The organism is Beggiatoa alba B18LD, from assembly GCF_000245015.1.
GTDB lineage: Bacteria > Pseudomonadota > Gammaproteobacteria > Beggiatoales > Beggiatoaceae > Beggiatoa > Beggiatoa alba.
Genome location: NZ_JH600070.1, coordinates 1,165,284 through 1,188,710 on the forward strand (window position 1 = coordinate 1,165,284; position 23,427 = coordinate 1,188,710).

At 39.9% G+C, this 23,427-nt stretch carries 31 protein-coding genes and 1 pseudogene; 13 read left to right on the plus strand and 19 right to left on the minus strand.

Annotation, left to right across the window (positions count from 1 at the left end; genetic code table 11):
- From BEGALDRAFT_RS17910 to BEGALDRAFT_RS04655, 6 genes are all read right to left on the minus strand, one after another.
- Window positions 1-2,037 (minus strand): phage NrS-1 polymerase family protein (locus BEGALDRAFT_RS17910; RefSeq protein ID WP_002684130.1); only part of this gene is annotated, 2,037 nt, incomplete at its 3' end.
- A 121-nt stretch (window positions 2,038-2,158) separates the two neighbouring features.
- A complete protein-coding gene (locus BEGALDRAFT_RS04635; protein ID WP_002684140.1) occupies window positions 2,159-2,389 on the minus strand; it encodes a hypothetical protein in 231 nt (76 codons plus the stop codon).
- The gene (locus BEGALDRAFT_RS04640) at window positions 2,367-2,636 is read right to left on the minus strand and encodes a hypothetical protein (RefSeq protein WP_002684141.1); all 270 of its coding nucleotides are present in this window, start codon (window positions 2,634-2,636) and stop codon (window positions 2,367-2,369) included. The genes BEGALDRAFT_RS04635 and BEGALDRAFT_RS04640 overlap by 23 nt, the downstream gene beginning before the upstream one ends.
- Before the next feature lie 11 nt (window positions 2,637-2,647).
- A complete protein-coding gene (locus BEGALDRAFT_RS04645) occupies window positions 2,648-3,793 on the minus strand; it encodes a zinc ribbon domain-containing protein (RefSeq protein WP_002684142.1) in 1,146 nt (381 codons plus the stop codon).
- Between the two features lie 89 nt (window positions 3,794-3,882).
- The gene (locus BEGALDRAFT_RS04650) at window positions 3,883-4,065 is read right to left on the minus strand and encodes a hypothetical protein (RefSeq protein WP_002684144.1); all 183 of its coding nucleotides are present in this window, start codon (window positions 4,063-4,065) and stop codon (window positions 3,883-3,885) included.
- Complete coding sequence (locus tag BEGALDRAFT_RS04655; RefSeq protein ID WP_002684150.1) at window positions 4,062-4,298, minus strand: hypothetical protein; 237 nt, start codon at window positions 4,296-4,298, stop codon at window positions 4,062-4,064. The genes BEGALDRAFT_RS04650 and BEGALDRAFT_RS04655 overlap by 4 nt, the downstream gene beginning before the upstream one ends.
- A gap of 242 nt (window positions 4,299-4,540) precedes the next feature.
- Between BEGALDRAFT_RS04655 and BEGALDRAFT_RS04660 the strand changes: the two genes are divergently transcribed.
- The 4 genes from BEGALDRAFT_RS04660 to BEGALDRAFT_RS04675 all read left to right on the plus strand — a co-directional run bounded on the left by BEGALDRAFT_RS04660 (window position 4,541) and on the right by BEGALDRAFT_RS04675 (window position 6,201).
- The gene (locus tag BEGALDRAFT_RS04660; RefSeq protein ID WP_002684158.1) at window positions 4,541-4,921 is read left to right on the plus strand and encodes a helix-turn-helix domain-containing protein; all 381 of its coding nucleotides are present in this window, start codon (window positions 4,541-4,543) and stop codon (window positions 4,919-4,921) included.
- A gap of 25 nt (window positions 4,922-4,946) precedes the next feature.
- Window positions 4,947-5,150: a type II toxin-antitoxin system HicB family antitoxin gene (locus BEGALDRAFT_RS04665; RefSeq protein WP_002684160.1), complete on the plus strand. Its 204-nt coding sequence runs from the start codon at window positions 4,947-4,949 to the stop codon at window positions 5,148-5,150.
- Window positions 5,150-5,368 (plus strand): type II toxin-antitoxin system HicA family toxin, encoded by a 219-nt coding sequence (locus tag BEGALDRAFT_RS04670; RefSeq protein WP_002684162.1) that lies wholly within the window; start codon window positions 5,150-5,152, stop codon window positions 5,366-5,368. Before BEGALDRAFT_RS04665 ends, BEGALDRAFT_RS04670 begins: the two co-directional genes overlap by 1 nt.
- 377 nt (window positions 5,369-5,745) lie before the next feature.
- A complete protein-coding gene (locus tag BEGALDRAFT_RS04675) occupies window positions 5,746-6,201 on the plus strand; it encodes a hypothetical protein (RefSeq protein ID WP_002684165.1) in 456 nt (151 codons plus the stop codon).
- A 108-nt stretch (window positions 6,202-6,309) separates the two neighbouring features.
- On the opposite strand, the gene BEGALDRAFT_RS04680 is transcribed toward BEGALDRAFT_RS04675, so the two are convergent.
- The 11 genes from BEGALDRAFT_RS04680 to BEGALDRAFT_RS04730 all read right to left on the minus strand — a co-directional run bounded on the left by BEGALDRAFT_RS04680 (window position 6,310) and on the right by BEGALDRAFT_RS04730 (window position 15,664).
- Window positions 6,310-7,359 carry a zonular occludens toxin domain-containing protein gene (locus BEGALDRAFT_RS04680; RefSeq protein WP_002684174.1) on the minus strand — a complete coding sequence of 350 codons (1,050 nt, stop codon included), beginning with the start codon at window positions 7,357-7,359 and terminating at the stop codon, window positions 6,310-6,312.
- Complete coding sequence (locus BEGALDRAFT_RS04685; protein WP_002684176.1) at window positions 7,359-7,688, minus strand: DUF2523 family protein; 330 nt, start codon at window positions 7,686-7,688, stop codon at window positions 7,359-7,361. Before BEGALDRAFT_RS04685 ends, BEGALDRAFT_RS04680 begins: the two co-directional genes overlap by 1 nt.
- Window positions 7,685-9,664, minus strand: coding sequence for a hypothetical protein (locus tag BEGALDRAFT_RS19120; RefSeq protein WP_002684178.1), 1,980 nt, complete (start codon window positions 9,662-9,664; stop codon window positions 7,685-7,687). The genes BEGALDRAFT_RS04685 and BEGALDRAFT_RS19120 overlap by 4 nt, the downstream gene beginning before the upstream one ends.
- A 21-nt stretch (window positions 9,665-9,685) precedes the next feature.
- Window positions 9,686-9,916 carry a major capsid protein gene (locus BEGALDRAFT_RS04695; RefSeq protein WP_002684180.1) on the minus strand — a complete coding sequence of 77 codons (231 nt, stop codon included), beginning with the start codon at window positions 9,914-9,916 and terminating at the stop codon, window positions 9,686-9,688.
- Between the two features lie 15 nt (window positions 9,917-9,931).
- Window positions 9,932-10,132, minus strand: coding sequence for a major capsid protein (locus tag BEGALDRAFT_RS04700; RefSeq protein WP_002684182.1), 201 nt, complete (start codon window positions 10,130-10,132; stop codon window positions 9,932-9,934).
- 111 nt (window positions 10,133-10,243) lie between these two features.
- Window positions 10,244-10,621, minus strand: a complete 378-nt coding sequence (locus tag BEGALDRAFT_RS04705; RefSeq protein WP_002684185.1) for a hypothetical protein — start codon at window positions 10,619-10,621, stop codon at window positions 10,244-10,246.
- A 5-nt stretch (window positions 10,622-10,626) separates the two neighbouring features.
- A complete protein-coding gene (locus BEGALDRAFT_RS04710) occupies window positions 10,627-11,007 on the minus strand; it encodes a hypothetical protein (protein WP_002684186.1) in 381 nt (126 codons plus the stop codon).
- A gap of 2 nt (window positions 11,008-11,009) precedes the next feature.
- Complete coding sequence (locus BEGALDRAFT_RS17915) at window positions 11,010-11,972, minus strand: replication initiation factor domain-containing protein (protein ID WP_002684187.1); 963 nt, start codon at window positions 11,970-11,972, stop codon at window positions 11,010-11,012.
- Window positions 11,973-12,240: 268 nt separating this feature from the next.
- Window positions 12,241-12,867: a PLDc N-terminal domain-containing protein gene (locus tag BEGALDRAFT_RS18680; protein WP_040294868.1), complete on the minus strand. Its 627-nt coding sequence runs from the start codon at window positions 12,865-12,867 to the stop codon at window positions 12,241-12,243.
- Between the two features lie 441 nt (window positions 12,868-13,308).
- Window positions 13,309-14,235, minus strand: coding sequence for a tyrosine-type recombinase/integrase (locus tag BEGALDRAFT_RS04725; RefSeq protein WP_050978407.1), 927 nt, complete (start codon window positions 14,233-14,235; stop codon window positions 13,309-13,311).
- A gap of 373 nt (window positions 14,236-14,608) precedes the next feature.
- Window positions 14,609-15,664: a DNA primase family protein gene (locus BEGALDRAFT_RS04730; RefSeq protein WP_002684189.1), complete on the minus strand. Its 1,056-nt coding sequence runs from the start codon at window positions 15,662-15,664 to the stop codon at window positions 14,609-14,611.
- A 412-nt stretch (window positions 15,665-16,076) separates the two neighbouring features.
- On the opposite strand from BEGALDRAFT_RS04730, the gene BEGALDRAFT_RS19125 reads away from it, so the two are divergent.
- Genes BEGALDRAFT_RS19125 through BEGALDRAFT_RS04740 form a run of 3 tightly spaced genes read left to right on the plus strand, consistent with a single transcriptional unit; the run spans window position 16,077 to window position 16,962 of the window.
- The gene (locus BEGALDRAFT_RS19125; RefSeq protein WP_002684191.1) at window positions 16,077-16,214 is read left to right on the plus strand and encodes a hypothetical protein; all 138 of its coding nucleotides are present in this window, start codon (window positions 16,077-16,079) and stop codon (window positions 16,212-16,214) included.
- Window positions 16,211-16,459 carry a type II toxin -antitoxin system TacA 1-like antitoxin gene (locus BEGALDRAFT_RS04735; RefSeq protein ID WP_002684193.1) on the plus strand — a complete coding sequence of 83 codons (249 nt, stop codon included), beginning with the start codon at window positions 16,211-16,213 and terminating at the stop codon, window positions 16,457-16,459. The genes BEGALDRAFT_RS19125 and BEGALDRAFT_RS04735 overlap by 4 nt, the downstream gene beginning before the upstream one ends.
- Complete coding sequence (locus BEGALDRAFT_RS04740) at window positions 16,456-16,962, plus strand: GNAT family N-acetyltransferase (protein ID WP_002684195.1); 507 nt, start codon at window positions 16,456-16,458, stop codon at window positions 16,960-16,962. The genes BEGALDRAFT_RS04735 and BEGALDRAFT_RS04740 overlap by 4 nt, the downstream gene beginning before the upstream one ends.
- A 156-nt stretch (window positions 16,963-17,118) precedes the next feature.
- On the opposite strand, the gene BEGALDRAFT_RS04745 is transcribed toward BEGALDRAFT_RS04740, so the two are convergent.
- On the minus strand, window positions 17,119-18,318 hold the full coding sequence (locus BEGALDRAFT_RS04745) for an XRE family transcriptional regulator (RefSeq protein ID WP_002684197.1): 1,200 nt from the start codon (window positions 18,316-18,318) through the stop codon (window positions 17,119-17,121).
- Window positions 18,319-18,446: 128 nt separating this feature from the next.
- Window positions 18,447-19,049: a hypothetical protein gene (locus BEGALDRAFT_RS04750; RefSeq protein ID WP_002684199.1), complete on the minus strand. Its 603-nt coding sequence runs from the start codon at window positions 19,047-19,049 to the stop codon at window positions 18,447-18,449.
- A 284-nt stretch (window positions 19,050-19,333) separates the two neighbouring features.
- Here BEGALDRAFT_RS04750 and BEGALDRAFT_RS04755 point away from each other — a divergent pair, with 284 nt between their 5' ends.
- The 6 genes and pseudogenes from BEGALDRAFT_RS04755 (at window position 19,334) to BEGALDRAFT_RS04770 (ending at window position 23,408) form a co-directional block, all read left to right on the plus strand.
- Window positions 19,334-19,567, plus strand: coding sequence for a hypothetical protein (locus tag BEGALDRAFT_RS04755; protein WP_002684201.1), 234 nt, complete (start codon window positions 19,334-19,336; stop codon window positions 19,565-19,567).
- Between the two features lie 139 nt (window positions 19,568-19,706).
- A pseudogene (locus tag BEGALDRAFT_RS19485) lies at window positions 19,707-19,934 on the plus strand (type ISP restriction/modification enzyme); the annotation flags it as partial.
- 341 nt (window positions 19,935-20,275) lie between these two features.
- Complete coding sequence (locus BEGALDRAFT_RS19595; protein ID WP_002684202.1) at window positions 20,276-20,401, plus strand: hypothetical protein; 126 nt, start codon at window positions 20,276-20,278, stop codon at window positions 20,399-20,401.
- A gap of 575 nt (window positions 20,402-20,976) precedes the next feature.
- Window positions 20,977-21,915: a Nudix family hydrolase gene (locus BEGALDRAFT_RS04760; RefSeq protein ID WP_002684204.1), complete on the plus strand. Its 939-nt coding sequence runs from the start codon at window positions 20,977-20,979 to the stop codon at window positions 21,913-21,915.
- Window positions 21,916-22,248: 333 nt separating this feature from the next.
- Window positions 22,249-22,764, plus strand: coding sequence for a hypothetical protein (locus BEGALDRAFT_RS04765; protein ID WP_002684206.1), 516 nt, complete (start codon window positions 22,249-22,251; stop codon window positions 22,762-22,764).
- A 44-nt stretch (window positions 22,765-22,808) separates the two neighbouring features.
- Entirely contained in the window at window positions 22,809-23,408 is a 600-nt protein-coding gene (locus BEGALDRAFT_RS04770) for an OmpA family protein (protein ID WP_050978408.1), read from the plus strand.
- Window positions 23,409-23,427: the final 19 nt, after the last annotated feature.

Here is a 23,427-nt window from a genome sequence, read left to right on the forward strand (position 1 = left end):
ATTCGTATTGATGAGGTTTTCACGTTCTACGTCGTGGAGGCTGTGAACGTTGTCGTGTGTGTCTCTGACATAAGAGGCGACTTGCTCAGGGCTTAGGGCTAAGACCCAGTTAATTAAGCCCACAATGTAGGGTTGAAATTCTTTTGTGAGGTCTCGACGTTCTTTCGAGTTGATAAGCTGATTGAAGTAAACGGTGATACGACGGCGGGCTATTCCGCTGGTGTAGTCTTTGGAGCTTATCGCCTCATTAGCGGCTATAACGACTAGTCCTGTTGCTTTAAAGCCCGCTGTTGCTTGTATGCCTTTTCGTTCGTAGCGGAGGGTGTCTTGTCCTGTTATTGCCTTGAGAACGCTAACATCGCCCGCGAAGTTTTGGGAGTCGGTTATTGTTATCAGCTTTTTACCGTAAAGGCAGGCAGTTTCGAATTGTCCTTTTTCTAGGAGTTTAAGTTCTGTTGAGTGGGTGTTTTGTTCACCAACAAGTAACTCGCAGAGTCTGATAAATGTACCTTTACCGCTACCGCCTACGCCGATAATTTCAAGATAGCGTTGTAGTTCTACGCGAGAGGTAACGATTGCATTCATATAAGCGCGGAGTAGTTGGAGCTGGTCCTCATTACCGCCAACGCAGAACGATAGCCAGTCGATGATAGGCTTACAAGTCGCTTGTGGGGTGTAGTCGTAGGGAATTATCCACGTGGTGTAATATTTTTTGTCGTGTTTAAACAGTTTTTTATCAGTTATCCGCAGGAGTCCATTTTTAAAAGGGATTGTGTCGGGTACTTTGTTGAATTCAAAGACAGCTTTTTTTACCTTGAGAAACTTGGTCACGCCTGAGACGTAGCCCGCGCTGTAGCCAACATTGCCGACAACTTCATGGATGTATTTGTCGATAATATCTTCCGCGCGCAAGGCATGAATTTTTTGCCAGTGGTTATCGTCGTATATCATCCATTCCTCGACAACAGCATCAAATATCAGGTTGTTAATTCGTTTTGCGAGTAGATTGCCTAAGATGGATTGAGGCGGGAGAGTCTTACGGGTTTTTATGACGGATTTGTCTTGTTGGGCTTGTTCATCGGGAACGGTCGGGGAATTATTGGGAACGGTCGGAGAATTATCGGGAACGGTCGGAGATTGACCCAACACACCTGTGTTATTTTCCTTTAGCTCTAGCTTGTTCACTGATTTAGCTAAAGCGTTTTGTATCGTGCGTTGTCCGTAAGTGGTTTGTCCGTGTTTCTTATCCCAATCTGGACGGAAAAGCCCCGATTGTCTGAATAGTCGGTCGATTTCAGCGGCGTTGTTTTGGGTGTAAAAAGCGAGTTTGAGGCACAGGGCGAAATCAGCTTCTGAGTGGCTAGGGTAGCCTGAGAAATCACCGTTAAACAAGGCGTTAAATTTAACGTCGTTTTTGGTGAGGGTAAATATGTCGATATTTAAATCGCGCGCACTTTTCCCTTGTTCTGTAGCGGACGTTGGGGGAGTTAAAGCGGGGATGTTGTCATTTTTGGGTTTAAAGTATTTTTCATGCAGTTCATCAAGTTGTGCCTGAGCCTGAGTTATATCAGTAGGACAATGCTGATAGATGTCACCCGTAACGGTTAGATAGCGCGGGCTGGTGTAGTCGTATATCTCGATACGTTTTTCTGTTGTGCCTTTACCGCACCGTATCGCCTTGCCAAAGCACCAAATGTGCAAGCCTTCACCAGAAGGCGACTTTTCGATATAGGTCGTTTTAAACAGGTCTAGGATGTCTTTAGCCCATGGTTCTATCGTGCCATCAGGTTGTATCACGTGGTCTAAATCGATACAAACGAGGTTATCGCCTTCACGAAGGACGAAGCCAATACCATTAAAGCCTTGAGCGTTTTGAACGGTTTCATAAGGGCTTAAGGTGTTAGCGTTGTTTGTCTTGGCAGGTTGTCCATTAGGCATAAACGGTACTTTACTTAATTTGCCATTCGGACGTTCTTCATAACGCCAATTTACCCATTGGGCGCGTTCTTTCAGGTACTTTGGTATATAATTGTTCATGACACTTTCCTAGTGTTATAGGTAATAAAAAACCGCGTCTCGTGGCTAAACTTAACGCGGTTTCATTTGCTCTAAAATCTTGCCCTAAGTGATGATGGTTACATTGCTTAGGGTTTTTCTTTTAGAACGCCACATCATTATCTACAAGGTTAAGTTCTAAGCCTGTAAAGACTGAAGCGTCTTTATGTTTGTTTACCAGTGGCTCGATTTCGTCTAGCACTTGTTGTCCTTTTGGTGTTGGATATAAACCACTTTTCTGAACAAAGAGTAATCCACGTTCACAGAGTTCTGTTTCGTCTAGGTTGAGTATTTGGGTTAAGCGGTAGGCTCTACTTGGTGTCGGTTCTTTCATGATTGTCTCTCTTGAGTTGGATACTCGTTAATGCTTGTTCTAAATCAATCCCTAGTTGTGTTAGGTATGCATATCCATTGCTATCTACTGCCATACAACGCCTAGCAACTAATAATTCAATCGTTTTTAATGAATCATTGCCTGTTGCTGACAGTGTGACTAAACCAGATTCTATAAGTTGCCTATCGTCTAAGTTAAGTAGTTGTTTTAACCGTTTTACGTCCTCTATCTGAGCGATTTCATTCATGGTTCAATCTCTCAAGCGGTTTTCTTAGGCATTGACTTTCTAGCCAATACATTGCGCTTAGTTTGTGCTGAACAACTCGGGCACTTCTTTTGCCACACGGTACGTGCCTTGTAATCCGTGCCACATTCTTCACATTGATAAACACCACCGACCATTTTTTTATCATTGCCTTTAGTCATTGACGGGCTAGTCATTGGCTCTAAGTCATTGCCTTTAGTCATTGACTGCTTAGTCATTGGCTCTAAGTCATGGGCTATCTGCTGAAACTGTTTGTACTGCTTAACCGCGCTTATCATGTCGTTCAGTTCAAATTGCTTTCCTCCCTTAAACGTTCCATACGCCGTAAAAAATACAATCTGCACCAATTCCAGAATTAAAGCGGCTATGTGAAACATCCATGCTTTAGCCGTTTGTACATCTACCCCTGTTACTTGGCTTAAACTCATTATTGACGGGTCAACGGTGGAGTGATTCGCAAGCGGTAACGGTTCTGCTTTTAAACTTTGGACATAGCTCAACGCCCCTTGATACTGCTGATACTGGTTTATAACGGCTTGCTGTTCTTTTAACGCCTCATACAGTGGCATGATTAAACTACATGCCGAATCAGTCCTACTTTTAAATTGAACCCCTTTATTGTCCGTTTTAGCCGTACAAACCCCGTCGTTATAACTCATATAACCCGCATTACTCGCTACAATTCCCTGTATTTGCTGATTCAGTTCCGTTAATCGCTGTTTTGCCCGTTCAACACTACTTTCATCAATTGCCAGACTCGACGCTTTTTCTTGTGCCAGTCTTTGCGCTTCTTTTGCGCTTAAATAAGCATCACTTGCTTGTAGTCGCTCAGTCTCCTGCGTATCAAATGCCTTACTTAATAAGCCTTGACCACTGAATAAACTGAAGCCGATTAAAACAGGTATCAGCAACGCCGTAATGATTGCCAACCCTACCGAACCCGATTGCCAGAACGCCACCATCACACTGGTTGCACCAAACTTTGCTAAGTCAAAACTTATCCACATGATAAGAAAAACTAACAAAGTGAAGACGTTCACGCTTAAACTAATTGCATACGCCGTATTTAAAAGAACGCTCGCCGTTGCTGAACATATCCCCACCAATAGGCTGTATTTGGCTAAGTCTGCTGAAATCATCTATAATCACCCTGCTAGTTTTAGAAACATGTTTTTTATGCGTCCCTCAAGTAATCTGTTCATTGCTTGAGGGATTTTCTTTTTACGCCTCATCTCATTTTCTCCACAGGTATCAAACGACCTTCACTATCTTCAACTAAATAACCCTTATCAATTAACGCCTCTATCGCCTTTTCTGTTAAAAGTAAGTCAAGATATAAAGCCATTTCAGCAACGGTTAAAACCGTGTTAGGTTCAGGTACTAAAACCCCTGTTGTTAATGGCAAGTTCATTGCATTTTCTCCGTCATTTCGTAGTCATCAATAACCCTTGTAAATGTTCCATCTTGCCAAATGTCAGAAGGGTAAACTTTGAAGTGTTTAGCCAGTGCTACCCGAACCGCTCGCGCTCCCTTCCCGTCTATGCTTTGATAAAGCAAGACCCGTGATGTGCGAAAGTGTTTTGCCGCTTCTTCTATCGTGCCAAAACTATCGCGCAGTTGTTCCAATATCGTCGTTTTGTCCATTTGGGTTTTACTTCGTATAATTTAGGTGTAAGTGTAATCATTACACTTACAGTCCTACTTTTTTATAACGATTTGTTTCATAACTAAATTAGTGTGTTAGTGTAATCATTACACTTACATAGACGGTATCTAAATAAATACCTAATTTAGTTATATATTCCCGTGTAAGTGTAATCATTACGCTTACATCGTGAACATAGTTTAGAAGTTAATAACGTCATAGTCAAGAGGTTCTGAAGTAAATGACTTCAAACGAGAGAATAAAACTATTTAGAAACAGTTTAAACCTTTCACAACAAAAGTTTGCGGATAGTCTAAACATCAGTAGGGGCTATTTAAATGATATTGAGCGAGGAAGACAAGAGCCATCTTTTAATTTTATAAAGTGTCTAAATGAAGTTTATAACGTCAATTTAAACTGGTTGTTAAAAGGTCATGGTGAAATGTATGAAGAAATACAAACACCAAAGAAAACCCAAGCCATAATCGAAATGATAGAAAGCCTAAACGACAGCCAAAAGCAAAAAATTTACGCTGTTATTGAGGATGAAAAGCGATTTAACGAAATGGAAAAACGAGTAAATCAGTTAAATCAGTTAATAGGCACAATGAAAACCGCTTAATTTTTATTTAAAAGAGGATAATTTTATGTTTTATACAGTCATTCTTGAACCAGATGAAGATGGTGTATGGGTTGCTGAATGCCTTGAGCTGTTGGGTTGTTTTAGCCAAGGGAAAACTCAAGAGGAGGCTTTAAACAATATTAAGGATGCAATTAAGTTATATCTTGAAGTTAAACAAGAATTGAATATGCATAGCCAGCGTAAAGTTTGCCAAGTTGAGGTAGCCTAATGCCCCCTGTTCCTGCATTGAGTGCTTTAGAAGTTATTCGTAAATTTCAGCGGTTAGGATGGGTTATCAGACGACAAACAGGTAGCCATATCATGATGAATAAGGTAGGACACCCTGCTTTATTAGTTGTTCCTAATCATCCTGAAGTTGCTCGGGGGACATTACGTGGGTTAATCCGTGTTGCTGGTTTAACTGTTGAGGAGTTTATTAAGGCTTAAATTTAATCAAGTGGGTTAAGTGCGAAGCGATTCACCAAATCGCAGAGGGCTATATCAAGACAGCAAGATTTTTCTACCCCCTACTCTGACTCGTTCTGAAAGGTCAGTAACACAAGCGCGACCCGTATCAAGAAAAATCATGCTGTCATGCTATAGCTCGACCGCGCACGTAAGGCTGACAGTAAAAAGACAAGATAAAAGAACACTCACGTTACAAAGACGGAAGATAAAATACTAAACCCAAAAACCCCATTTATAACAACATAAGGTCTTGAAAAACATTAAGATAATTGCATTTTTTCCTTGTGTTACACCCTCTAAAGTGTTAAAATATAAGCGTTATCAAAGAGTAATAACACTTTTTAGAGGTTCATATCATGCACGCTACCGCCAAGAAAAACGTTAGAATCCCTGTTGACCGTATCGACGAGGTTTTAGAGTACCTAAGCCTAGTTGCACCTGAACAAGCGGAGGAAGTGCTAAATATGATTGCTGAACGTGTTGGAAAGGAACGCAACCGCGCACCTGTTCAATTGACCTTAATCAAAAATGAGGAAATCACCCCTACCGAACCGACGGGACAATTAAATGTCGTGGAGAACCCGACACCGCAGGCGGTAGAGGAATTAAAAACGGAACTAGCGGAAAACCGCGAAGAACTGGAAACCGTGCAGGAAAAACTCGAGCAGGTGAAAACGTTGATAACGTCGTTTAAGGAAAAGGCTCACCCAACCTCACCCCGCTGGCAACACGCACGGGCTTTATTGGCTGAACTGGAAAAGCTGATTAATACTGAATCTACCAGCTTACCCCCACCCAATAAACCCGACTAAAAGCCCGATTAAGAAGCCTAAAAACGAGGCGTACACGGTTGTTTTAAAGTCAGGGACATAAATCACTTTTACGTTATGAATTAAAACGTCTAAATCGTCATCTTGCATTTAAATCTTAGGCTCATCTTTATCATTAGTTTTTTTAAACCCCGAAGGCTGAACAGGCGAAACGCAATAAGTCAGACTATGTAAACGCCCATCTAAGCGCACAGAACGGGAATCAATAGGCTGGATTTTAACACCCCGTTCAAGCAAATAAGTTTCTTTACGCTGTAAACAAGTCACCGATTCCGCAAAAAGATAAACGTATCTATTCCCAAAACGCGCACCCCCAACGAGGACATAAGGGGACAGAATAGGAATTTTTTGCGGGAGTTCAGACGCAGGTTTAATTTTTTCAGGTTCTTTCTTAACGTCTTTACCGCCAGAGCCAGATAAAACAGAGAGAGTAAACCACATCAGCACCGCCACAAAGACAATAGAAAATAAGAGCAATACCAACTTAAAAGGCACTCTAGGCTTAATCGTATCCTGTACAGTGGATTGATACAGCTTAAAAGCCTGCTTAACGAAAGGAACGCGCTTTTTAGATTCACGACTTGTCGACTTTAAACGGTCATCAGGTAAATATTGACTATAACGTTCAAGCCTAAAATAGCGTTGTCCAAAGGGACGGATTAAACGCAAATACGCGCCGCACTGTTTACGAATATGTGTATCTAATAATTGCCCAGATTGAGAAATAAAATAAAAGTCATGTCCAAAATGGCGATGAGTTTGTAAATACCGCAGGAAATCACAAGGTGGAAGTCGATAATTACGTTCAGACGGGAAAAAATGTTGTGCTTCATCAATGATTAAAATAGCCCCATCAGGAAGCCACGCCCGAACATGTGGATATTGATGAGTATCATCTTTAACGACAGGAAAAAATTTATTTTGATAAGCAACGGCATCTAATTGCGCATGTTCATTATGCGTAGGAACGGTTAATAATTGAACCTCATGATAAAGTTCAAAGAACGCGGGCAACAAATTAAAGTTTAATAAAAAAATAGGTCTATTCTTATCCGTTTTTAACAACTCAGGAATCAACGACCCTACGACATAATTAGTTTTTCCTGTTCCCGGTAAAGCGGCTATAAGATGAACGGTCATTATGCAGACTGTTGACGAACAATAGACCAACGATAAGCGGACATTGCAACGTGGGCGGAAAAAATCAGCGCAAACGCATCAAAAATGCCTAAATAATCCAAGACCGCCACTAAACTCACCAGCAAAACATTAGCCTCCCCGCCATCCAATTGATGCAAAGCATTCACGATTAAATCAAACAATTCATCAGTAAATACCTCAATTCCGTTATAGGTTGCTACACTCAAGCCTAACGTCATAAAAACCCGAAATACGGTATATTCAACCAACCCCGCCCAGAACGTGAGCGAAAATATTTTATTAAAAACGACGGTTAATAATTCACTCATGATTTAAACACAATCGCCTGAACTTTCATAAGAGTAGAAACATAAATGAGAATTTTGGCGATGTAGAGAATGATGCACAGCATAGAAAAATCAAACTCGATATCACCCGCCCCTAAAAAATCAATTTTCACGGATTCAGTTAAAGGACACGACCCCGCAGAGAACGCGGGAATATTCAACAATTGAGAAACATTAATTTGTGTAAAAAACCGTTTACTATCACCGATTTTAAACTCTTCCATATCGCTAGACGGTTCAAAATCGTCAGGGTCTAAAGAATCCTTATAAGTTTTCTCCAATGCCTGAATTGTGCGCACAATCTCCTCATCATCTATCGAGGTGACAGGAATACGCCCAATAGCCTCGACAATCGCCCGTGTTTGGTTCTGTAGCTCATTTGCCGTATTAATGGCATGTTCCTCAACAGAATCGGTGATGTCGTCAGTAGATTTCTTAAGATTAAAAGAAATGGATTCATCAATATCCTCACCCAAATCATCAAGAATCGATTTAATATCGGCTAACGTTTGATGCGTTATCGAATCAGAGACCTTACAAGGCGGTTTCCCATCCACCCCACAAGGCAAACCCGATAAAGTGCTAGACCCTTCAGAACCACAGCCCCCGTCATCATCATCACCAGAATCATTAGACGTTAAACGATAAGTACAGCCGAAAGCCGTATAACCATCACCCATATTGATATATGGGCAACCATTACTACAAATTTTCTCAGTGGCATGAGGGGCAGGAGACCCCGAAGACTCAAGGACAGGACAACCCGCGACAACCGTTTGCGGAGCATTCTCATAATCACAATCTTTAGGTTCAGTAGCCGTCTTAGCAGACGTTAACGGACTCATACAATATTCATCCGCTTCACACCGATTCTCGACTTCGAAATAACGCCCTTCAGGTCTATAAAAACGCTCCATAGTCACTTCTGATTGTTCATCTTTATCCTTTACAAAATCCCCATTTAAAGAATCAGACGACACAATATAAGAACCGCCATTACACCCCAAGCCCTGATAATGACAAATAACCGCAGTTGAATCTTTGCCCTTACAATTCCCCTCTAAAGCCCCACAACGCATAATCCGAAACTCGTCATACGCCATTTTGAACTCATTTGGACAAAACTTTACATTGCCCTTAATCCGCTCATCTTCCTTACAATCTGCACCTGTTCCAGTATCATCATCATCATCATCGTCGTCGTCGTTACCTGTATCGTCAGAATGGTCATCATCATCGGGGATACCATCACCATCATCATCATCGTCGCTGGTGTCGCTTGTACCATCGCCATCACTATCAAGAAGTTCCTCACAAAGCGGGTCAGTATAATGACACGTTCTAACCCCCTCATAATCCACCTTACACCAACCATAAAAAGCCGTTCCGTTCTTAATATACATGGGCGATTCGTCCCACTCGCACGACTGCGTACAACCAGCAGAAAAAACCTCGATAGAACGCCCAACAAACTGCGTGCTATTCGCATCGTATTCACAAGCTCGAGCAGGAAAATGTCCTTGTGCATGACAAGAATGAGCTTCATAAACACAAGAATCTGCTTCACTTTGCCGACAATATGAAAAAGCAAAATCACCCCATAAAGTCGCAAATCGTGGGACAACCTGCGAACTATAAAAGGCAAGAATCATACTTCTAATAATATCGCCTGAGCGAGTTACTCCTAAATACTCTAAAAACTCGATATTATCCTTAGAAACCCGATACAGTTTTGTCCGAAAACTCACCATAAAATTGCCAGTATTCTCGAACTCCTCCCGACAAAGATACGCCCACTCTAAAGACCCATCCAACCCATCATTTTGCGTAAAAATAGAGTCACACATCCCATAAGGGTATGCATTGCCAACAGACTCAGCACACCGCTCGAAATTAGATTGCGCGTTAGCACAAACCGCCCAAGATAAAAAACTTAATATCAAAAGAAATCTGTACATAACGGCAATCTAACCTATTAACTACATAGCACCACGAGCCCAGCGAACCATAGCCACAATGGCAAGCACTGTTAAAGCAGCCACCCCAACCGATAAAATCGGAACAGCAGCCGCTTTAATCTGGTCGACAACCTCAGATACATCCATCGTAATTGGGGCCGCACTTGCTACCCCTGAAAACAACAACAAGGAAACCCCAACAAGTAAGGAATCCTTAAACCCCGTTTTTGCAGAATTAATAACGGTCAACATAAAAAACTCCTAAAGTTACATAGCACCACGCGCCCAACGAATCATTGCCACAATGGCAAGAATCGTTAATGAAGCCAAACCAATCGCCAAAACAGGAAAAGCCCCCTCAGCAATCTGGTCGACAACATCATCAACAACCAAATAAAAAGGCGTAGCACTAACAGACCATGAAGAAAGAAATAACAATAAACCCATAACAGGCTTTAAAATTTGCACATTTATAAACTCCTTAACGAATCGCCAGCGCACAACAGAGAATTGTAAAAACAAGCGCGAACAACTTAAAAATTTCAACAATAAGCTCATTTGCTTGCGCAATATCCACAATTAACCCCTGACACCTGACCGAGCAATTAAAAACGGTGTTCCTAACAACAGAACACCCCCACACAGCACCATCACAAACAAATAAATAAACGGATAAACCCGCTCTTCTATCGTTGGTTCAATCGGTTCTACCAACTCCCCAAACACAGAGGCATACGCCACAAAACCATACGGCGCAGACAAGGCATCGATACAGCCCTCCGTATTGCGATGTTCCATTGAATAAGACACACAATAAGCTTGATTACCGAACCGATTAACACAAACGGCAAACAAGCCCGCTGTTACCTGTTCATCAGTCAAACCATTACGGAGATATGAACAGGCAAACACAGGCACGCTAAACACTAGAAAGCTAAACAATAAAAGCGTTCTCATGTCACCTAAGCGACTTTAGGAATGGGGGGAGGAACAGCGGAAGGAATAGCCGAAGCCTTCACAGGGGGAGACATCGCCAACTTTAAAAAATCGCCTAGTTGTCCAACGGTTTCCTTAAGGGGTGTAATTGCCTGAGCAAAAGCGGACGCTTTACCGCCAGCCCCTGCAATAGTAACTAGCTCAATATCACACACACACGGCAGAACTTTTTGCGCATCAAGCACAAGCCCTGTTGTGTATTCACAAGAAACCTTAATAGGCGCATGTCCTGATTTCCCTTCTTTTTGCGGGCCCGCATCCTGAGCCAATACTAAAACGCTTGCATAAGCATTACCGTCGACTTTACCAACAGATACAGACAACACTAAATAACGTTCTAACGCCATAATTAAGCCTCGATAGGAAGTTGAAGACGACGAGGGACACGCTTATCACTAGGAAGCAATGACTTTACAATTTCCTCATCAGTCAGTTTTAAATGATGTTTCATCACATTGAGAAGCCCACCGTAAGATTGACGGGCATAATGTTTTAAATGTGCAAGATTGACTTGAGTTTGAGGAGAATCAAATGAGAGTTTCAGAGGAACGCCCGAAACGTCAGACGGGACAACATGGGAAGGGGTAGGCAATTGACTGAACAAACGCGGATAGAAACCCAGTAGGAAAGCGTTGTAATCATCAAACAGAGCCAGCGGAATATCACAATCGACAGAACGGGCTTCAATTTCCAACCGAAACCAATGCGGAAATGGATTATCGACCGCTTCATCTAACAACTGATAGTTTTTCTCATACGCACGGCAGAACTTAGCCCCACCGCGTTTACCCACATACAGGGTATAACCGCCCACTTTTTCACCGTGTACTTTAGGCTCTATCACATTGTGACGAGGTTCACGACCTCCAGAGTTAAACAACCCGCTAAAATAGGCTTGTTTCACATAATCGTAATTAACTAAACCATCCAGATAATCGACCGCTAAATCAATACGGGTGATATGAGGCTCAAACACTTGAATCTGTTTTATAAAAGCTTTTACGTCTAACCCTAAACACGCAAGACCCGATAAGGAGAGGTAAAACCCCTTATTTTTCTTACTAGAAGTCGAATCTGTATAAGCTATTAAGCCTGAACTAGAAACCCCGCCCAAAACAACACGATTGAGTATGTAAGAACGTTCATAGCCATAAATACCCGCTGGACGCTTATCTGCTATGAAAGCAACGCCAGCCAATCGGAGCGCATCTAAAATAAATTCTAAAAAGCCTGATGCATGAACACCACCCAAATTGTCTGCATCAAAAGACAGGCTTAAATAATCTACTTGCGCCCCAAAATCGCCAGACATTGATAAACCCCTGTTAATGTAATCCCTTTTTTAAGTTATAACAGGTTGTATTAGTTTGCAATTGGGGGGTAAGTTTTAGAACTATGAAAGGATGAAAGGACGATAAGAGATTTTTTAAATTAGTTTTTTTTGTCGTTTTAAACTTTCCCCCCGTATTACTAGAGGGGGGGCGGGGTGCAAAGCACTTACCCGCCCCCCTTCCCTAAATAGACATAAAAAAAGCCCGTACTCTATTAAGAATACAGGCTTTTATAAATTATTGTTTTTATTAGTTACAAGGATTTGTTCCACCTTCCAGATAATAATAAATTCGACCGTTCTTTGTACACTGTAACAAGCCATCCGCTTCTGATGTTTGAATTTCTCTTGTCTGTGTTTGTATTGGTTTAGGCTTAGGTTGAGACGTTCTCGAAGTTGATTGAGAGCGCGGAACAGATGTATTTGACGTGCTTTTAAGCTGGTTAAGTTCTTGCTTTAACCGTAAATTTTCCGCTGAAAATTGGCGAGTATATTCTTGTGATTGACTCAAAGTATTTTCTATTGAAACTAAATTAGATTTAACTATTTGTAATTCTTTATCTTTCCCAGAAATCACTAAATAACTATAAATCAATGTGATGAAAAACAGCACATAGCCAATTGACCCCGTAACCGCAGAAGACCCCGAAGACCGCCCACCACTCGCATCAATTTTATGTATTCTACTACCGATAAAGAAGTACAACATACCCCCAAAAATCGGAAGCAAAATAATAACCAGTATCCAAATGATTTTATTAAAGCCTGTAAATTCATGACGCAAGCAATCAACCAACGCCGAGACAATCGTAATAAATACCAAAACCAGCGCAAGAAACGGTATTAAAACGGATAAAAGATTAAAATCCGAACTCATTATAAGACCTTAAATATAAAGAATATTCCCCAATATTCCCATTACCCTGAATTGACCCCCTGCACAAGCCTAGTAAAAAACATTTTTTCTTTTGACTTTATAGGCTTGAACAGATAACTAATGATTACATGAATTTAATTTTAATGCAAGGGCTAACTTATTGAAGGCACGATTAAATAAGCGTATTAGCAGTTATAAACTAAAAAAACCTAGCCAATTTGTTAAAGTTGACTAGGTTTTTTTAGTGTTTTCAATCTATTGCATAATGTATTTTTTTACATGTCTTTATATATTAACTTGTCTTTATTTTATGATGTTTTCTTATCTAAAATAGCATAACCTCTTGTTTTTATGAAATAGCCTTTTTTTCGGGAAGTAAGGGTCGAAGGTTCGAATCCTTTCACTCCGACCACTTTAAAATCAATAGCTTACCTCACTATGTTAGCGTTTTCTAATATTAACGTCCTCTAATATATAGATTTTTGTATTGTCGAGTTTTTCAAGTGCTTCTCGCGCCTTGCTTTTTTCCAGATGTGCGTAGTATTCTCGCGTTGTTCCAATATCTTTGTGTCTAAGCACTTCCTGCACAATTTCGAGCCTCTCGCCTGAGTTAATTAACCAGCTCCCGACCGTTCTTCTTAAGTCGTGTATGGTTAAGCCTTCAATCTTGGCTTTCTTGCACGCCGTCGCAAAGCTGTTTTTGATGTTTTGTAGCCGTTCTCCATTGGGGTGACTGAATACCCATGTACTACTGCGAACCCGGTATTTTTTGAGGGTGTTTAATGCGTGGAGGGCGTATTGATTTAAGGGTATCGACGCAGGGTCGCCGTTTTTGGTTTGGTTTAAATAGATGGTTTGGCTTTCCCAGTCTATTTGCGCCCAGCGAAGGTTAAGAATTTCGCCCTTTCTCATACCCGTTGCTAAGGCTAGTTGTATGAATGGTAATAACAGCGGGTTCTTTGATTCGCTAGCCGCTTGTATGAGGTGTTTTGCTTCCGCTACGGTTGCCCATCTTTTACGCCCCCTCGGTTTCTTTTCGCGGTTGCCTAGTGTGGGATTCGGCAAATTTTCATCATGGTCATAGTTGAGTTGGTTTATTACGCCACTGATTAGGCGCAATTCGCCGTTGATGGTGTGGGCTGTTACGCCCGCTTGTTTGCGTTGTCTGACGTATTGGCGGACGTGTGAACGTTTAATATCTTGAACGGTGAAGCCTTGAAAGTAGGCAATCAAATGTTTGCTTCTCGATACGTTTATCGGATGTGAAACACGGTTTTTTGTTTCGTTCAGGTAGCCTTGTAGGGCTGTTGTAAAAAGGATACAGTCCATTTCATTTTTTTCTGCGTGAGTTGTAGCGATTTTTGCCAAAAGTTCACCATATTAACCATTTCAATAACTTAACCTAACATTGACCCACCATAGTTCACCATATTAACCATTTCAATAAGTTATCTCTCTTTTTTATCTTAATAACCTAGAATAACACAGGGGTATTAGTAGCTAAGTTATTGGCTTGGTTAATATGGTGGACTATGGTGGGTCAATGGTGAATCAAGTTATTGATTTGGTTAAAATGGTGGACTTTTGCACTTTTTCTAAATTTGTGTGTGTCCCATTTTTCGCGTTTTTTTACTGTTGTTTTCACGCAACAATTAGAACGGCTTAGGGTATTTCATATCGATAGGGGAGGGTGTCCGTTCTGCTTCTCGACGAATGCTTAGGCAGTCGATGTAACTAGCATTCATGTCACGCCAGCGTTTAACATCAAATTTAAGCCTAGTTGTGTGTTGCACAGTTCAACGAGGAGCGGGACCCAGCGATTGAGGGCTAGGGGTTTATTGCCAACGTCTTGGCAGTATTGAACATAAGAAGGGTATAGCCATTTGTCAGCATTGATAATTTGCCCATTGTCTGAGCGACTGACACCGACAGGCGTAGAGAAATGCAGATCATAAACGACCCGTTCTTCTAACCATGCGGCTATTGGATTCGTATTGATGAGGTTTTCACGTTCTACGTCGTGGAGGCTGTGAACGTTGTCGTGTGTGTCTCTGACATAAGAGGCGACTTGCTCAGGGCTTAGGGCTAAGACCCAGTTAATTAAGCCCACAATGTAGGGTTGAAATTCTTTTGTGAGGTCTCGACGTTCTTTCGAGTTGATAAGCTGATTGAAGTAAACGGTGATACGACGGCGGGCTATTCCGCTGGTGTAGTCTTTGGAGCTTATCGCCTCATTAGCGGCTATAACGACTAGTCCTGTTGCTTTAAAGCCCGCTGTTGCTTGTATGCCTTTTCGTTCGTAGCGGAGGGTGTCTTGTCCTGTTATTGCCTTGAGAACGCTAACATCGCCCGCGAAGTTTTGGGAGTCAGTTATTGTTATCAGCTTTTTACCGTAAAGGCAGGCAGTCTCGAATTGTCCTTTTTCTAGGAGTTTAAGTTCTGTTGAGTGGGTATTTTGTTCACCAACAAGTAACTCGCAGAGTCTGATAAATGTACCTTTACCGCTACCGCCTACGCCGATGATTTCAAGATAGCGTTGTAGTTCTACGCGAGAGGTAACGATTGCATTCATATAAGCGCGAAGTAGTTGGAGCTGGTCCTCATTACCGCCAACGCAGAACGATAGCCAGTCAATGATAGGCTTACAAGTGGCTTGTGGGCTGTAGTCGTAGGGGATTATCCACGTGGTGTAGTATTTTTTGTCGTGTTTGAAGAGTTTTTTGTCGGTTATGCGTAGGAGTCCGTTTTTGAAGGGGATTGTGTCGGGTATTTTGTTGAAAAAACAGGGGGTTGTCATTTTCCGTTTAAACTTTGGTAAAGAATTTCGCGCGATGTTTGAAAGTATTGCGCTGCTTCTTCCATCGTGCCGAACTCCCCCCACAGTTCTTCTATCATCGTTACTTTGTTCATAGGGGATTTCCTACGTATAATTGAGTGTGAGTGTAATTGCTTACGCTTACAGTTATAGAGCATGAATAATTGACCTATCTATCAAAGCGTTTTAACGAAAATTTGAAGAATAAGGCTATGAATAACAGACTAAAAGCAATACACGAATTTAAGAGTATGACTCAAAAAGACTTTGCTGAGTTATTAGAATTAAATTTGCGCATGTTGCAAAACTATGAAAGCGCAGAAAGGGCTATACCTAGCGACGTAGTAACTAAGCTTTATACGAAAATGTCTGGTTTTTAACTGGTAAAGGTGAAATGTACGAAGATGGACAAGAGCCAAAGAAAACCCAAGCCATAGTCGAAATGATAGAAAGCCTCGACGATAGCCAAAAGCAAAAAATTTATACAGTTATTGAAGACGAAAAGCGATTTAACGAAAAGGTAAAAAGATGAATATTGAAATTGACGATGTGCTATTAGAGCAAGCCGTAAAATTCACAGGATTATCGATAAAACAGACGATAGAAGAGAGTTTGCATTTACTCATTAATTCAGGCTTGCATCACTTTGAGGTAAACCCTGTATTAACTTTGCCCCAAAAAGAATGGAATGCACTACTGGATAAAATGGATATGCCACCAGCTCCCAATGCAAAACTATTGGCGACAACAAAACGCTACAGGGATATCATAGGATGACTTGGATAATCAAAGCATTATCAAAAAAGCATCATAAAAAAGACTTTGATTGTCATGAACCTGCATTAACAGAATATTTACAAAAATATGCCCTTCAACATGCTAACCGTAACTTAAATAAAAGTTATGTTGCCTGTCATATCGATACACCAGAACATATTGCTGGATTTTACAGCTTAAGCACAGGTTCTATTATGCCTGAGCAACTACCAAACACTGCAAAAGCAGGGATAAAACATGCAATCCCAATTGCTTACCTAACACGTTTAGCAGTGGATTATCGGGAACAAGGAAAAGACTTAGGCGCATTTTTGTTAATCAATGCGTTAGAACGATGTTTAAAAATATCGCAAGAGGTTGGATTATTTGGTGTCGTTGTAGATGCTAAAAACGATACAGCGAAATCATTTTATAGTCAGTACGGTTTTGAACCATTAAGCAGTAACGAATTAAGTTTGATTTTACTGACTAAAGATATTTCTTTTTTAGCAAGAAAAAACTGATAACTCTGCTTTAAATCTGTTTATTCCTGCAATAAATCCAGATATAGCTCATAAAAACAAGCTATATTAGCTACTAGAGACGGCTACATAAAAAAATTAAAGGTTTTGTTCTAACATTAGTGTAAAACTAAAGTAAAACAAAACCTTTAATATACCTTATAAAGAAGTTCGTACTATAGATAACTTTATTTTTTCTGGTTTTCTAATTAACAAATCTTCTTTAATGAATTTTGTCAAAAGTCCCACGTCTCTAATTTTCAGCTCTTCCGCAATTTCTTCCGCATAAATTGCTTTTTTTGTAGTCGCCAAAACATTAAAAGCCGCTTTTAACAATTCAGGAGACTCTTCATTTTCATTACGAAGCTCATCATCCCAATGTTCTTTAATTGCTTGCCCATTCGTTTTTAACGTTATAACTGCACTTTTAAACTGAGAATCACTAAGCAAACCTAAATTATGGGCACGATAAAAAATCGCTAACTGACTTACTCGCCAGATTTTTTTAAAATCTTCAATTTTTTTCCAGTTCATTTTTGAGTCAAACTGTTGAACTCTCGGAAAAAAGCTAAGCATTATACTTCTAGGTAAAAGTAATGCGCCTGCAAAATAATTTGCTTGTCCTTCAGTAAGACTATCTCCTGTTTCGACACCTTGATGAAGGACTAAATGCCCTAACTCATGCGCAATATCAAAACGTTGTCTGCAAATATTATCTTTTGCATCATTGCGAACAATAATAGGGCGTTTAGAATTGTAAAACGACAAAGCATCTAATTTATCTGAGTCTTCTGGAAATTTGATAACAGTAACGATAACACCAATATGTTCCGCTAACCTTGTCATATTACTAATGGGACCCATACCGATACCCCAAGTATCTCGACATTTATCAGCAATATTATCTATATCCGCATTACTAAGGTGACTTTGCCGAGTGTATGATTTATCAAATAAATCATGAATTTGAACGTTTAAATCTGGGGATAATGCTGATAACTCAGGTATATTTACCTTTGGAAATCTCACCTTGCTATCTAACAACATAACTAAACGATTAGTTAATACTCCACAGCTAGAAGCAAATTCTTTCAGATATTTTGGTGTGGTCGTCTTCTTACGAAAATGAATCTGTGTTTCTGTAAGCATTCCCTTTGATGGAGAGGTTAGAAAGTCTATAGTAACCCCCAAAACAGAGGCTAAGTCACTTAGTAAGGCATCAGTCGGTATAGCTCTTCCATTTTCTATATTGCTTATGTATTGTTTTGTCTTACCAACCTTATTGGCAATATCCTCCAAGCTAAGCTCCTGAAGGCTACGTATTAATCGAAACTCAGTGCAATTGAATTCGCCACTCATGTTATCACTCCTAATTCTTGCACCTTCCTCTTAAAAATCATAGAGGAACAATCGAGTAAAAAAGATTCCCTCTTTTTCATCAGAAGGAATCTTCTTTATCTAACCAAATAGTAAAAAGTTACATATAACTATTTTCTAGAGGCAGAAATAATTTTCCCATCATCATCCATATTGTCATCCTTAAGTGTAACTCCATCAACCAGCGAAGGAAGTGAAACTGGAGCTGGTTCAGTATTCGAAACAGAGCAAAGTACACCATGGTTCTTAGGACGCCATTCATAAATCTTTTGACTGTTAATATTACGACCAATAAAGTAAAAGCTTTGACCAAGCTCATAATTTTGATAATCAAAGATAAAATAACCTTGAACAATAATGTGTTCATCTATAGCAAATAGTTCTTTAGTGTAAAAATCTTTTTTCTTTTTAGAAAGAAAAGTTAATAATTTTTCTTCATTCACAAAGGAACGGCAAGGAATCCCCTCTAAGTGAATCATCTGATTAGACCCTTTGCCAGAGCACGATAAAAAACTATATTCCTTTTCTAACTTTAGAAACATATTAATAAGATATGCACTTATATTCGTACCACGCATATAAGCTTTTGGATAAGCCGCTAATTCTTTAGATGCTAAGCAAGCAGATTGCAAACAATCATTTATCTCATATAACGAATCACAAATAGATTGATACAGCTTATTCAATGAAGATTCTAATAACTCAGTATTCATAGTTTATTAATACCTTTAAGTAAATTTAAAAAGAAATTTAACATGCACTACCAATGACACTTCCTTATCCCTAGCTCGAACATGCTAGGGATACTATATGCAAAAATAAAAATTTGTCAACCAGCTATTTTTATATTATACATATAATTCAATAGTAAATCGCATATAAATTATTTATAGACAATAAGTGTTTTTAAAAAAAATATACTTAAATAACTTGATAAAATGGAAATATCTAATAGCATTAATATTATTAATATAACTTTTTAATCAAGGAGATTATTATGTCTAAAAAGACAAGTAATAAACAGAAGCAGTTAATCATCAATACCATGAAGGATGATAATGCATCTAAAATAGCTAAAGAACTTGCTGGATCGGCACTATCTCAATTTAATAGTAACAAGACAACCAGCTCAGAAGTGGCTGAAACTGCAGCAAAGGTACTTGCAAGTCCGAAGTATAGTCAGAACACTAAAAGCCTAGCTGGTACAGTGTTATCTCAGAAAAAACCCTAATTAATTAAAACAGAAGGAATTAATAAGATATCTTTTTGTTTTGTAGGTTAAGGCTTTGTGCAGACTCCCGAAAAAGTTAAAACAAAGCCTTATTTAATTTTCTCGTCTGTACTCCCTCCGCTGTTAAGTCCCAGCAGAGGCTTTAGAATACCGACTCGGCAACCGCAGTGCATTAGATTGGATAATAGACCAGTACCAAATCAGCACTGACAAGCGCAGTGATATTACCAACGACCCGAACAGACTAGACGACGAACAATACATAATCCGTTTAGTGCAAAAAATCGTTACAGTGAGCCTAGAAACGGTTAAACGAGTGAAAACCCCAATCGACATTCCCACTCTAAAAAGAGCAGTAGCTCATTAAATCGCTGAGGGGCTATATCAAGACAGCAAGATTTTTCTACCCCCTACCCTGATTCGTTCTGAAAGGTTAGTGACACAAGCGCGACCCGTATCAAGAAAAATCATGCTCTCTCGCTATAGCTTGAACGTGTGCGTATGGCTGAAGGGAAAAGCAAGAAAAAGTCACCTATTACAGTGATAAAGACGGAAGATAAAATACTAAACCCCAAAAACCCATTTATAAAAATGTAAGGTCTTGAAAAACATTAATATAATTACATTTTTTCCTTGTGCCGCACCCTCTAAAGTGTTAAAATATAAGCGTTATCAAAGAGTAATAACTCTTTTTAGAGTGTTCATATCATGTACGCCACCGCCAAGAAAAACGTTAGAATCCCTGTTGACCGTATCGACGAGGTTTTAGAGTACCTAAGCCTAGTTGCACCTGAACAAGACGAGGAAGTGTTAAATATAGTAACCGTACCATAAAGTGATTTAAATCTAGGACTGCCAGTCCTTCGCATCGTTTTATAGTACGTTTATTATATATGGCGACAAGGGCTATATTTCTAAAGCATTAAAAGCCTCTTAGAAAACTCAAAGTAATGATGCTAAAAAATATTCCTTAATAGAAACCGTTATTAGTCAGCTTAAATCGTTCATTCAGATTGAACATACCCAGACATCGCAGTGTCTTAGGATTTATGCGCAATGTTATTGCGGAGCTTATTGCCTACGCTTGAAAGGTCAATAAGCCTTCTTTGATGTCTTATCTTTATCCTAAACGGGTTGATAACTCAAGATTTTCAAGATGCTTTTCAACCATTTCTTATTTAAATTCTTTTTCTCAATACAGGGGTTAAAATAAACTTGTAGAACTGGGCTTATAACAGGTTTTCTCAAGTTTTATTGGCAGATTCCCTTAATTTCCCCATAATTCAGGTAAACTGGAGAAATCAGCAACTGTATATAAAACCCTAAGAACATCGGCTTTATACAAAGCTCGGTTGCTAACCAATTAATATTAATAAATAAAGATAAAAATGAAGTGGAGTAGCCCAAGAATGGCGAATTTAACACCATTACATGTCGTTGCGGGCGTTGTGCGAAACGCGCAAGGCGATATTTTACTAGCGCGTCGTCATGTAACTAAAGAACAAGGGGATTTATGGGAGTTTCCAGGTGGAAAGCGTGAGCAGGGCGAAGAACCAGAACAAACGCTTGTGCGTGAATTTCAAGAAGAGGTCGATATCACTATTCAACGCGCTCGCCCCTTAATTCGTATTCGTCACACCTATACTTATCGTGAAGTTTTATTAGATGTGTGGTCAGTTGAACAATTCAGCGGGACAGCGTGGGGACGGGAAGGACAATCGGTCGAATGGTGTGCCCCGCATTTATTACGCCTGCGTACTTTTCCTGCCGCTAATTATCCCATTATTAACGCGGTGTTATTGCCCGCAATATACATTATTAGTACAGAACCATTAAAGCAAAATGACCCGCAGTTTTTTTATCAGTTAGAAAAGCAAATCGATAACGGTTTGCAGTTATTGCAATTTCGCGCGGGGTCATTAAATGATTATGAGTATTGCGCCTGTGCGGAAAAAATCTTGACCTTGTGCGAGCCTACAAAAGTACAGGTGTTATTGCATCGCACACCGCAAATTGTATTGTCAGTCGGTGCGCATGGGGTGCATTTATCTCAAACCGCTTTATTGAATCTGAAAGAACGCCCGTTAAAAAAACCGTTGTGGGTGGCAAGTTCCTGTCATACCCTTGCCGATATTCAACACGCGCAATCTATCGGCGTTGATTTCTTAACGTTAGGCGCAATTCGCGCTCCAGAACCAGAAAATTCCCTCGGCTGGTTTAATTTTTTCACTTGTACGGAGTCTGCCAAAATTCCCGTTTTTGCTGTCGGCGGCTTACAGTATGAAGATATGTCGTTTGCATGGGCACATGGTGGGCAAGGCATCGCAGGACGACAACATTTATGGTAATTCTCAGATTTTAATGGCTTGTGGTGTCAGGTGTCGGATTTATCAGATTAGCAAGATTGGGTAGAATTCATGTTTGGGTGCTAAATTGTCTTGTTAATCTTGTGAATCCTGAAAATGAGACAATTAAAATTTTTCTTTGAAAAATTATGATTATTTTGCTAAACACTTTAGCTATTTATAACGTATCTATTTAAAATTCCTTTATTTTTCCGCGCTCAACTGTCTGCTATTTTCTCTCCATTTCACAAAATAGCATAGATTAACACCAATATCTTTTACTGGTTTAAAATACCTACTTCTTTTCTTGTCACTATCCATATACAGGAGGGTATTGTGTATAAGCTAGCACGTTATTTTTTACGTTGTTTGCCTGCTCTTATTTTGCCTGCATCCAGCATGGCAACGGATAACTGCGCATTTCAACAAATCCATGTGTATGAAACGCTTGAGTTTACAATTCAAGGGACAGGATGTGATACACATCAATGGGAAATCCAAGTTAAGAATGAAGATAAGCCTTTTACGCAGTTAAAAGGCTCAAGTCCACGTTTGCAAAATGCATGGGTCACAGATATTGATGGTGATGGTAATCCTGAAGTCATTTTGCAAATGCAAAATGCAGGAGAAAAGGCAGAAGGGAGCATTCGTTTATTGGAGTTAGTCGGAACGCATTTTAATCCTGAGCAAACTTTACCTGTCTTATCCGCAGAAGAACAAGCGCAATATCAAGGACATGATAATTTTACAGTAGAAGATGGACAAATTGTCCGCGATTTTTCCTTAGGCAAAGAAACAAAACAGATTTTTTATCAATTCGTCGATAAAAAATTAGTTGTGAAAGTACCATAACGGTATGGATTATCACGATACGCAGCGGGGTTACTCAGAGGCTTATGTTAATAGAACTAAGTGGACTTTATAAAAATATGTTGATAGTTTTAGATTTTTTTAAAAAGGGGCTGGTTTTATGCTTATTATCGAGCGTTCTGGTTGCCTGTTCTAGTGTACCTGAACAAGTGGATGGTTCTGATGATAATAATTTAGCTGCAACGGCGTTAGATGCAGAAAGAGCTCGCACTGATGCATTGAATAAAGCGATTTTAGACAGTGTTCGCTCTCAACAAGTTAGTAAAGGTTTATTAATTACGCTGAACGATAGTTTATTTGAAACAGGTAAGGCGGAGTTATTAACAGCATCCAGCGCAAGCATTGATAAAATTGCAAGTTTTCTTCACCAAAACCCAACCCGTAATATTTTAATTGAAGGTTACACCGACAGCACGGGCAGTCATGATTACAACTTAGGATTGTCACAACGCCGTGCGGATGCGGTGAAATATGCGTTTATTTCTCGTGGTGTTGCTTCTAAACGGATTATTGCAAAAGGTTATGGGGAAAAATCACCCATTGCAGATAATCAAACACTGGGCGGACGACAAAAAAATCGCCGTATTGAAATCACGGTATTAAATGAGGGATTAGCGGCACGCTAAATCAGCGGGTGCGAATTCA

What these genes read in the sequence shown, in the direction of transcription:
- BEGALDRAFT_RS04635 (WP_002684140.1), bottom strand. Translation starts at nt 2,389, where the DNA reads ATGAAAGAACCGACACCAAGTAGAGCCTACCGCTTAACCCAAATACTC.
- BEGALDRAFT_RS04640 (WP_002684141.1), bottom strand. Translation starts at nt 2,636, where the DNA reads ATGAATGAAATCGCTCAGATAGAGGACGTAAAACGGTTAAAACAACTA.
- BEGALDRAFT_RS04645 (WP_002684142.1), bottom strand. Translation starts at nt 3,793, where the DNA reads ATGATTTCAGCAGACTTAGCCAAATACAGCCTATTGGTGGGGATATGT.
- BEGALDRAFT_RS04650 (WP_002684144.1), bottom strand. Translation starts at nt 4,065, where the DNA reads ATGAACTTGCCATTAACAACAGGGGTTTTAGTACCTGAACCTAACACG.
- BEGALDRAFT_RS04655 (WP_002684150.1), bottom strand. Translation starts at nt 4,298, where the DNA reads ATGGACAAAACGACGATATTGGAACAACTGCGCGATAGTTTTGGCACG.
- BEGALDRAFT_RS04660 (WP_002684158.1), top strand. Translation starts at nt 4,541, where the DNA reads ATGACTTCAAACGAGAGAATAAAACTATTTAGAAACAGTTTAAACCTT.
- BEGALDRAFT_RS04665 (WP_002684160.1), top strand. Translation starts at nt 4,947, where the DNA reads ATGTTTTATACAGTCATTCTTGAACCAGATGAAGATGGTGTATGGGTT.
- BEGALDRAFT_RS04670 (WP_002684162.1), top strand. Translation starts at nt 5,150, where the DNA reads ATGCCCCCTGTTCCTGCATTGAGTGCTTTAGAAGTTATTCGTAAATTT.
- BEGALDRAFT_RS04675 (WP_002684165.1), top strand. Translation starts at nt 5,746, where the DNA reads ATGCACGCTACCGCCAAGAAAAACGTTAGAATCCCTGTTGACCGTATC.
- BEGALDRAFT_RS04680 (WP_002684174.1), bottom strand. Translation starts at nt 7,359, where the DNA reads ATGACCGTTCATCTTATAGCCGCTTTACCGGGAACAGGAAAAACTAAT.
- BEGALDRAFT_RS04685 (WP_002684176.1), bottom strand. Translation starts at nt 7,688, where the DNA reads ATGAGTGAATTATTAACCGTCGTTTTTAATAAAATATTTTCGCTCACG.
- BEGALDRAFT_RS19120 (WP_002684178.1), bottom strand. Translation starts at nt 9,664, where the DNA reads ATGTACAGATTTCTTTTGATATTAAGTTTTTTATCTTGGGCGGTTTGT.
- BEGALDRAFT_RS04695 (WP_002684180.1), bottom strand. Translation starts at nt 9,916, where the DNA reads ATGTTGACCGTTATTAATTCTGCAAAAACGGGGTTTAAGGATTCCTTA.
- BEGALDRAFT_RS04705 (WP_002684185.1), bottom strand. Translation starts at nt 10,621, where the DNA reads ATGAGAACGCTTTTATTGTTTAGCTTTCTAGTGTTTAGCGTGCCTGTG.
- BEGALDRAFT_RS04710 (WP_002684186.1), bottom strand. Translation starts at nt 11,007, where the DNA reads ATGGCGTTAGAACGTTATTTAGTGTTGTCTGTATCTGTTGGTAAAGTC.
- BEGALDRAFT_RS17915 (WP_002684187.1), bottom strand. Translation starts at nt 11,972, where the DNA reads ATGTCTGGCGATTTTGGGGCGCAAGTAGATTATTTAAGCCTGTCTTTT.
- BEGALDRAFT_RS18680 (WP_040294868.1), bottom strand. Translation starts at nt 12,867, where the DNA reads ATGAGTTCGGATTTTAATCTTTTATCCGTTTTAATACCGTTTCTTGCG.
- BEGALDRAFT_RS04730 (WP_002684189.1), bottom strand. Translation starts at nt 15,664, where the DNA reads ATGACAACCCCCTGTTTTTTCAACAAAATACCCGACACAATCCCCTTC.
- BEGALDRAFT_RS19125 (WP_002684191.1), top strand. Translation starts at nt 16,077, where the DNA reads ATGTACGAAGATGGACAAGAGCCAAAGAAAACCCAAGCCATAGTCGAA.
- BEGALDRAFT_RS04735 (WP_002684193.1), top strand. Translation starts at nt 16,211, where the DNA reads ATGAATATTGAAATTGACGATGTGCTATTAGAGCAAGCCGTAAAATTC.
- BEGALDRAFT_RS04740 (WP_002684195.1), top strand. Translation starts at nt 16,456, where the DNA reads ATGACTTGGATAATCAAAGCATTATCAAAAAAGCATCATAAAAAAGAC.
- BEGALDRAFT_RS04745 (WP_002684197.1), bottom strand. Translation starts at nt 18,318, where the DNA reads ATGAGTGGCGAATTCAATTGCACTGAGTTTCGATTAATACGTAGCCTT.
- BEGALDRAFT_RS04750 (WP_002684199.1), bottom strand. Translation starts at nt 19,049, where the DNA reads ATGAATACTGAGTTATTAGAATCTTCATTGAATAAGCTGTATCAATCT.
- BEGALDRAFT_RS04755 (WP_002684201.1), top strand. Translation starts at nt 19,334, where the DNA reads ATGTCTAAAAAGACAAGTAATAAACAGAAGCAGTTAATCATCAATACC.
- BEGALDRAFT_RS19595 (WP_002684202.1), top strand. Translation starts at nt 20,276, where the DNA reads ATGTACGCCACCGCCAAGAAAAACGTTAGAATCCCTGTTGACCGTATC.
- BEGALDRAFT_RS04760 (WP_002684204.1), top strand. Translation starts at nt 20,977, where the DNA reads ATGGCGAATTTAACACCATTACATGTCGTTGCGGGCGTTGTGCGAAAC.
- BEGALDRAFT_RS04770 (WP_050978408.1), top strand. Translation starts at nt 22,809, where the DNA reads ATGTTAATAGAACTAAGTGGACTTTATAAAAATATGTTGATAGTTTTA.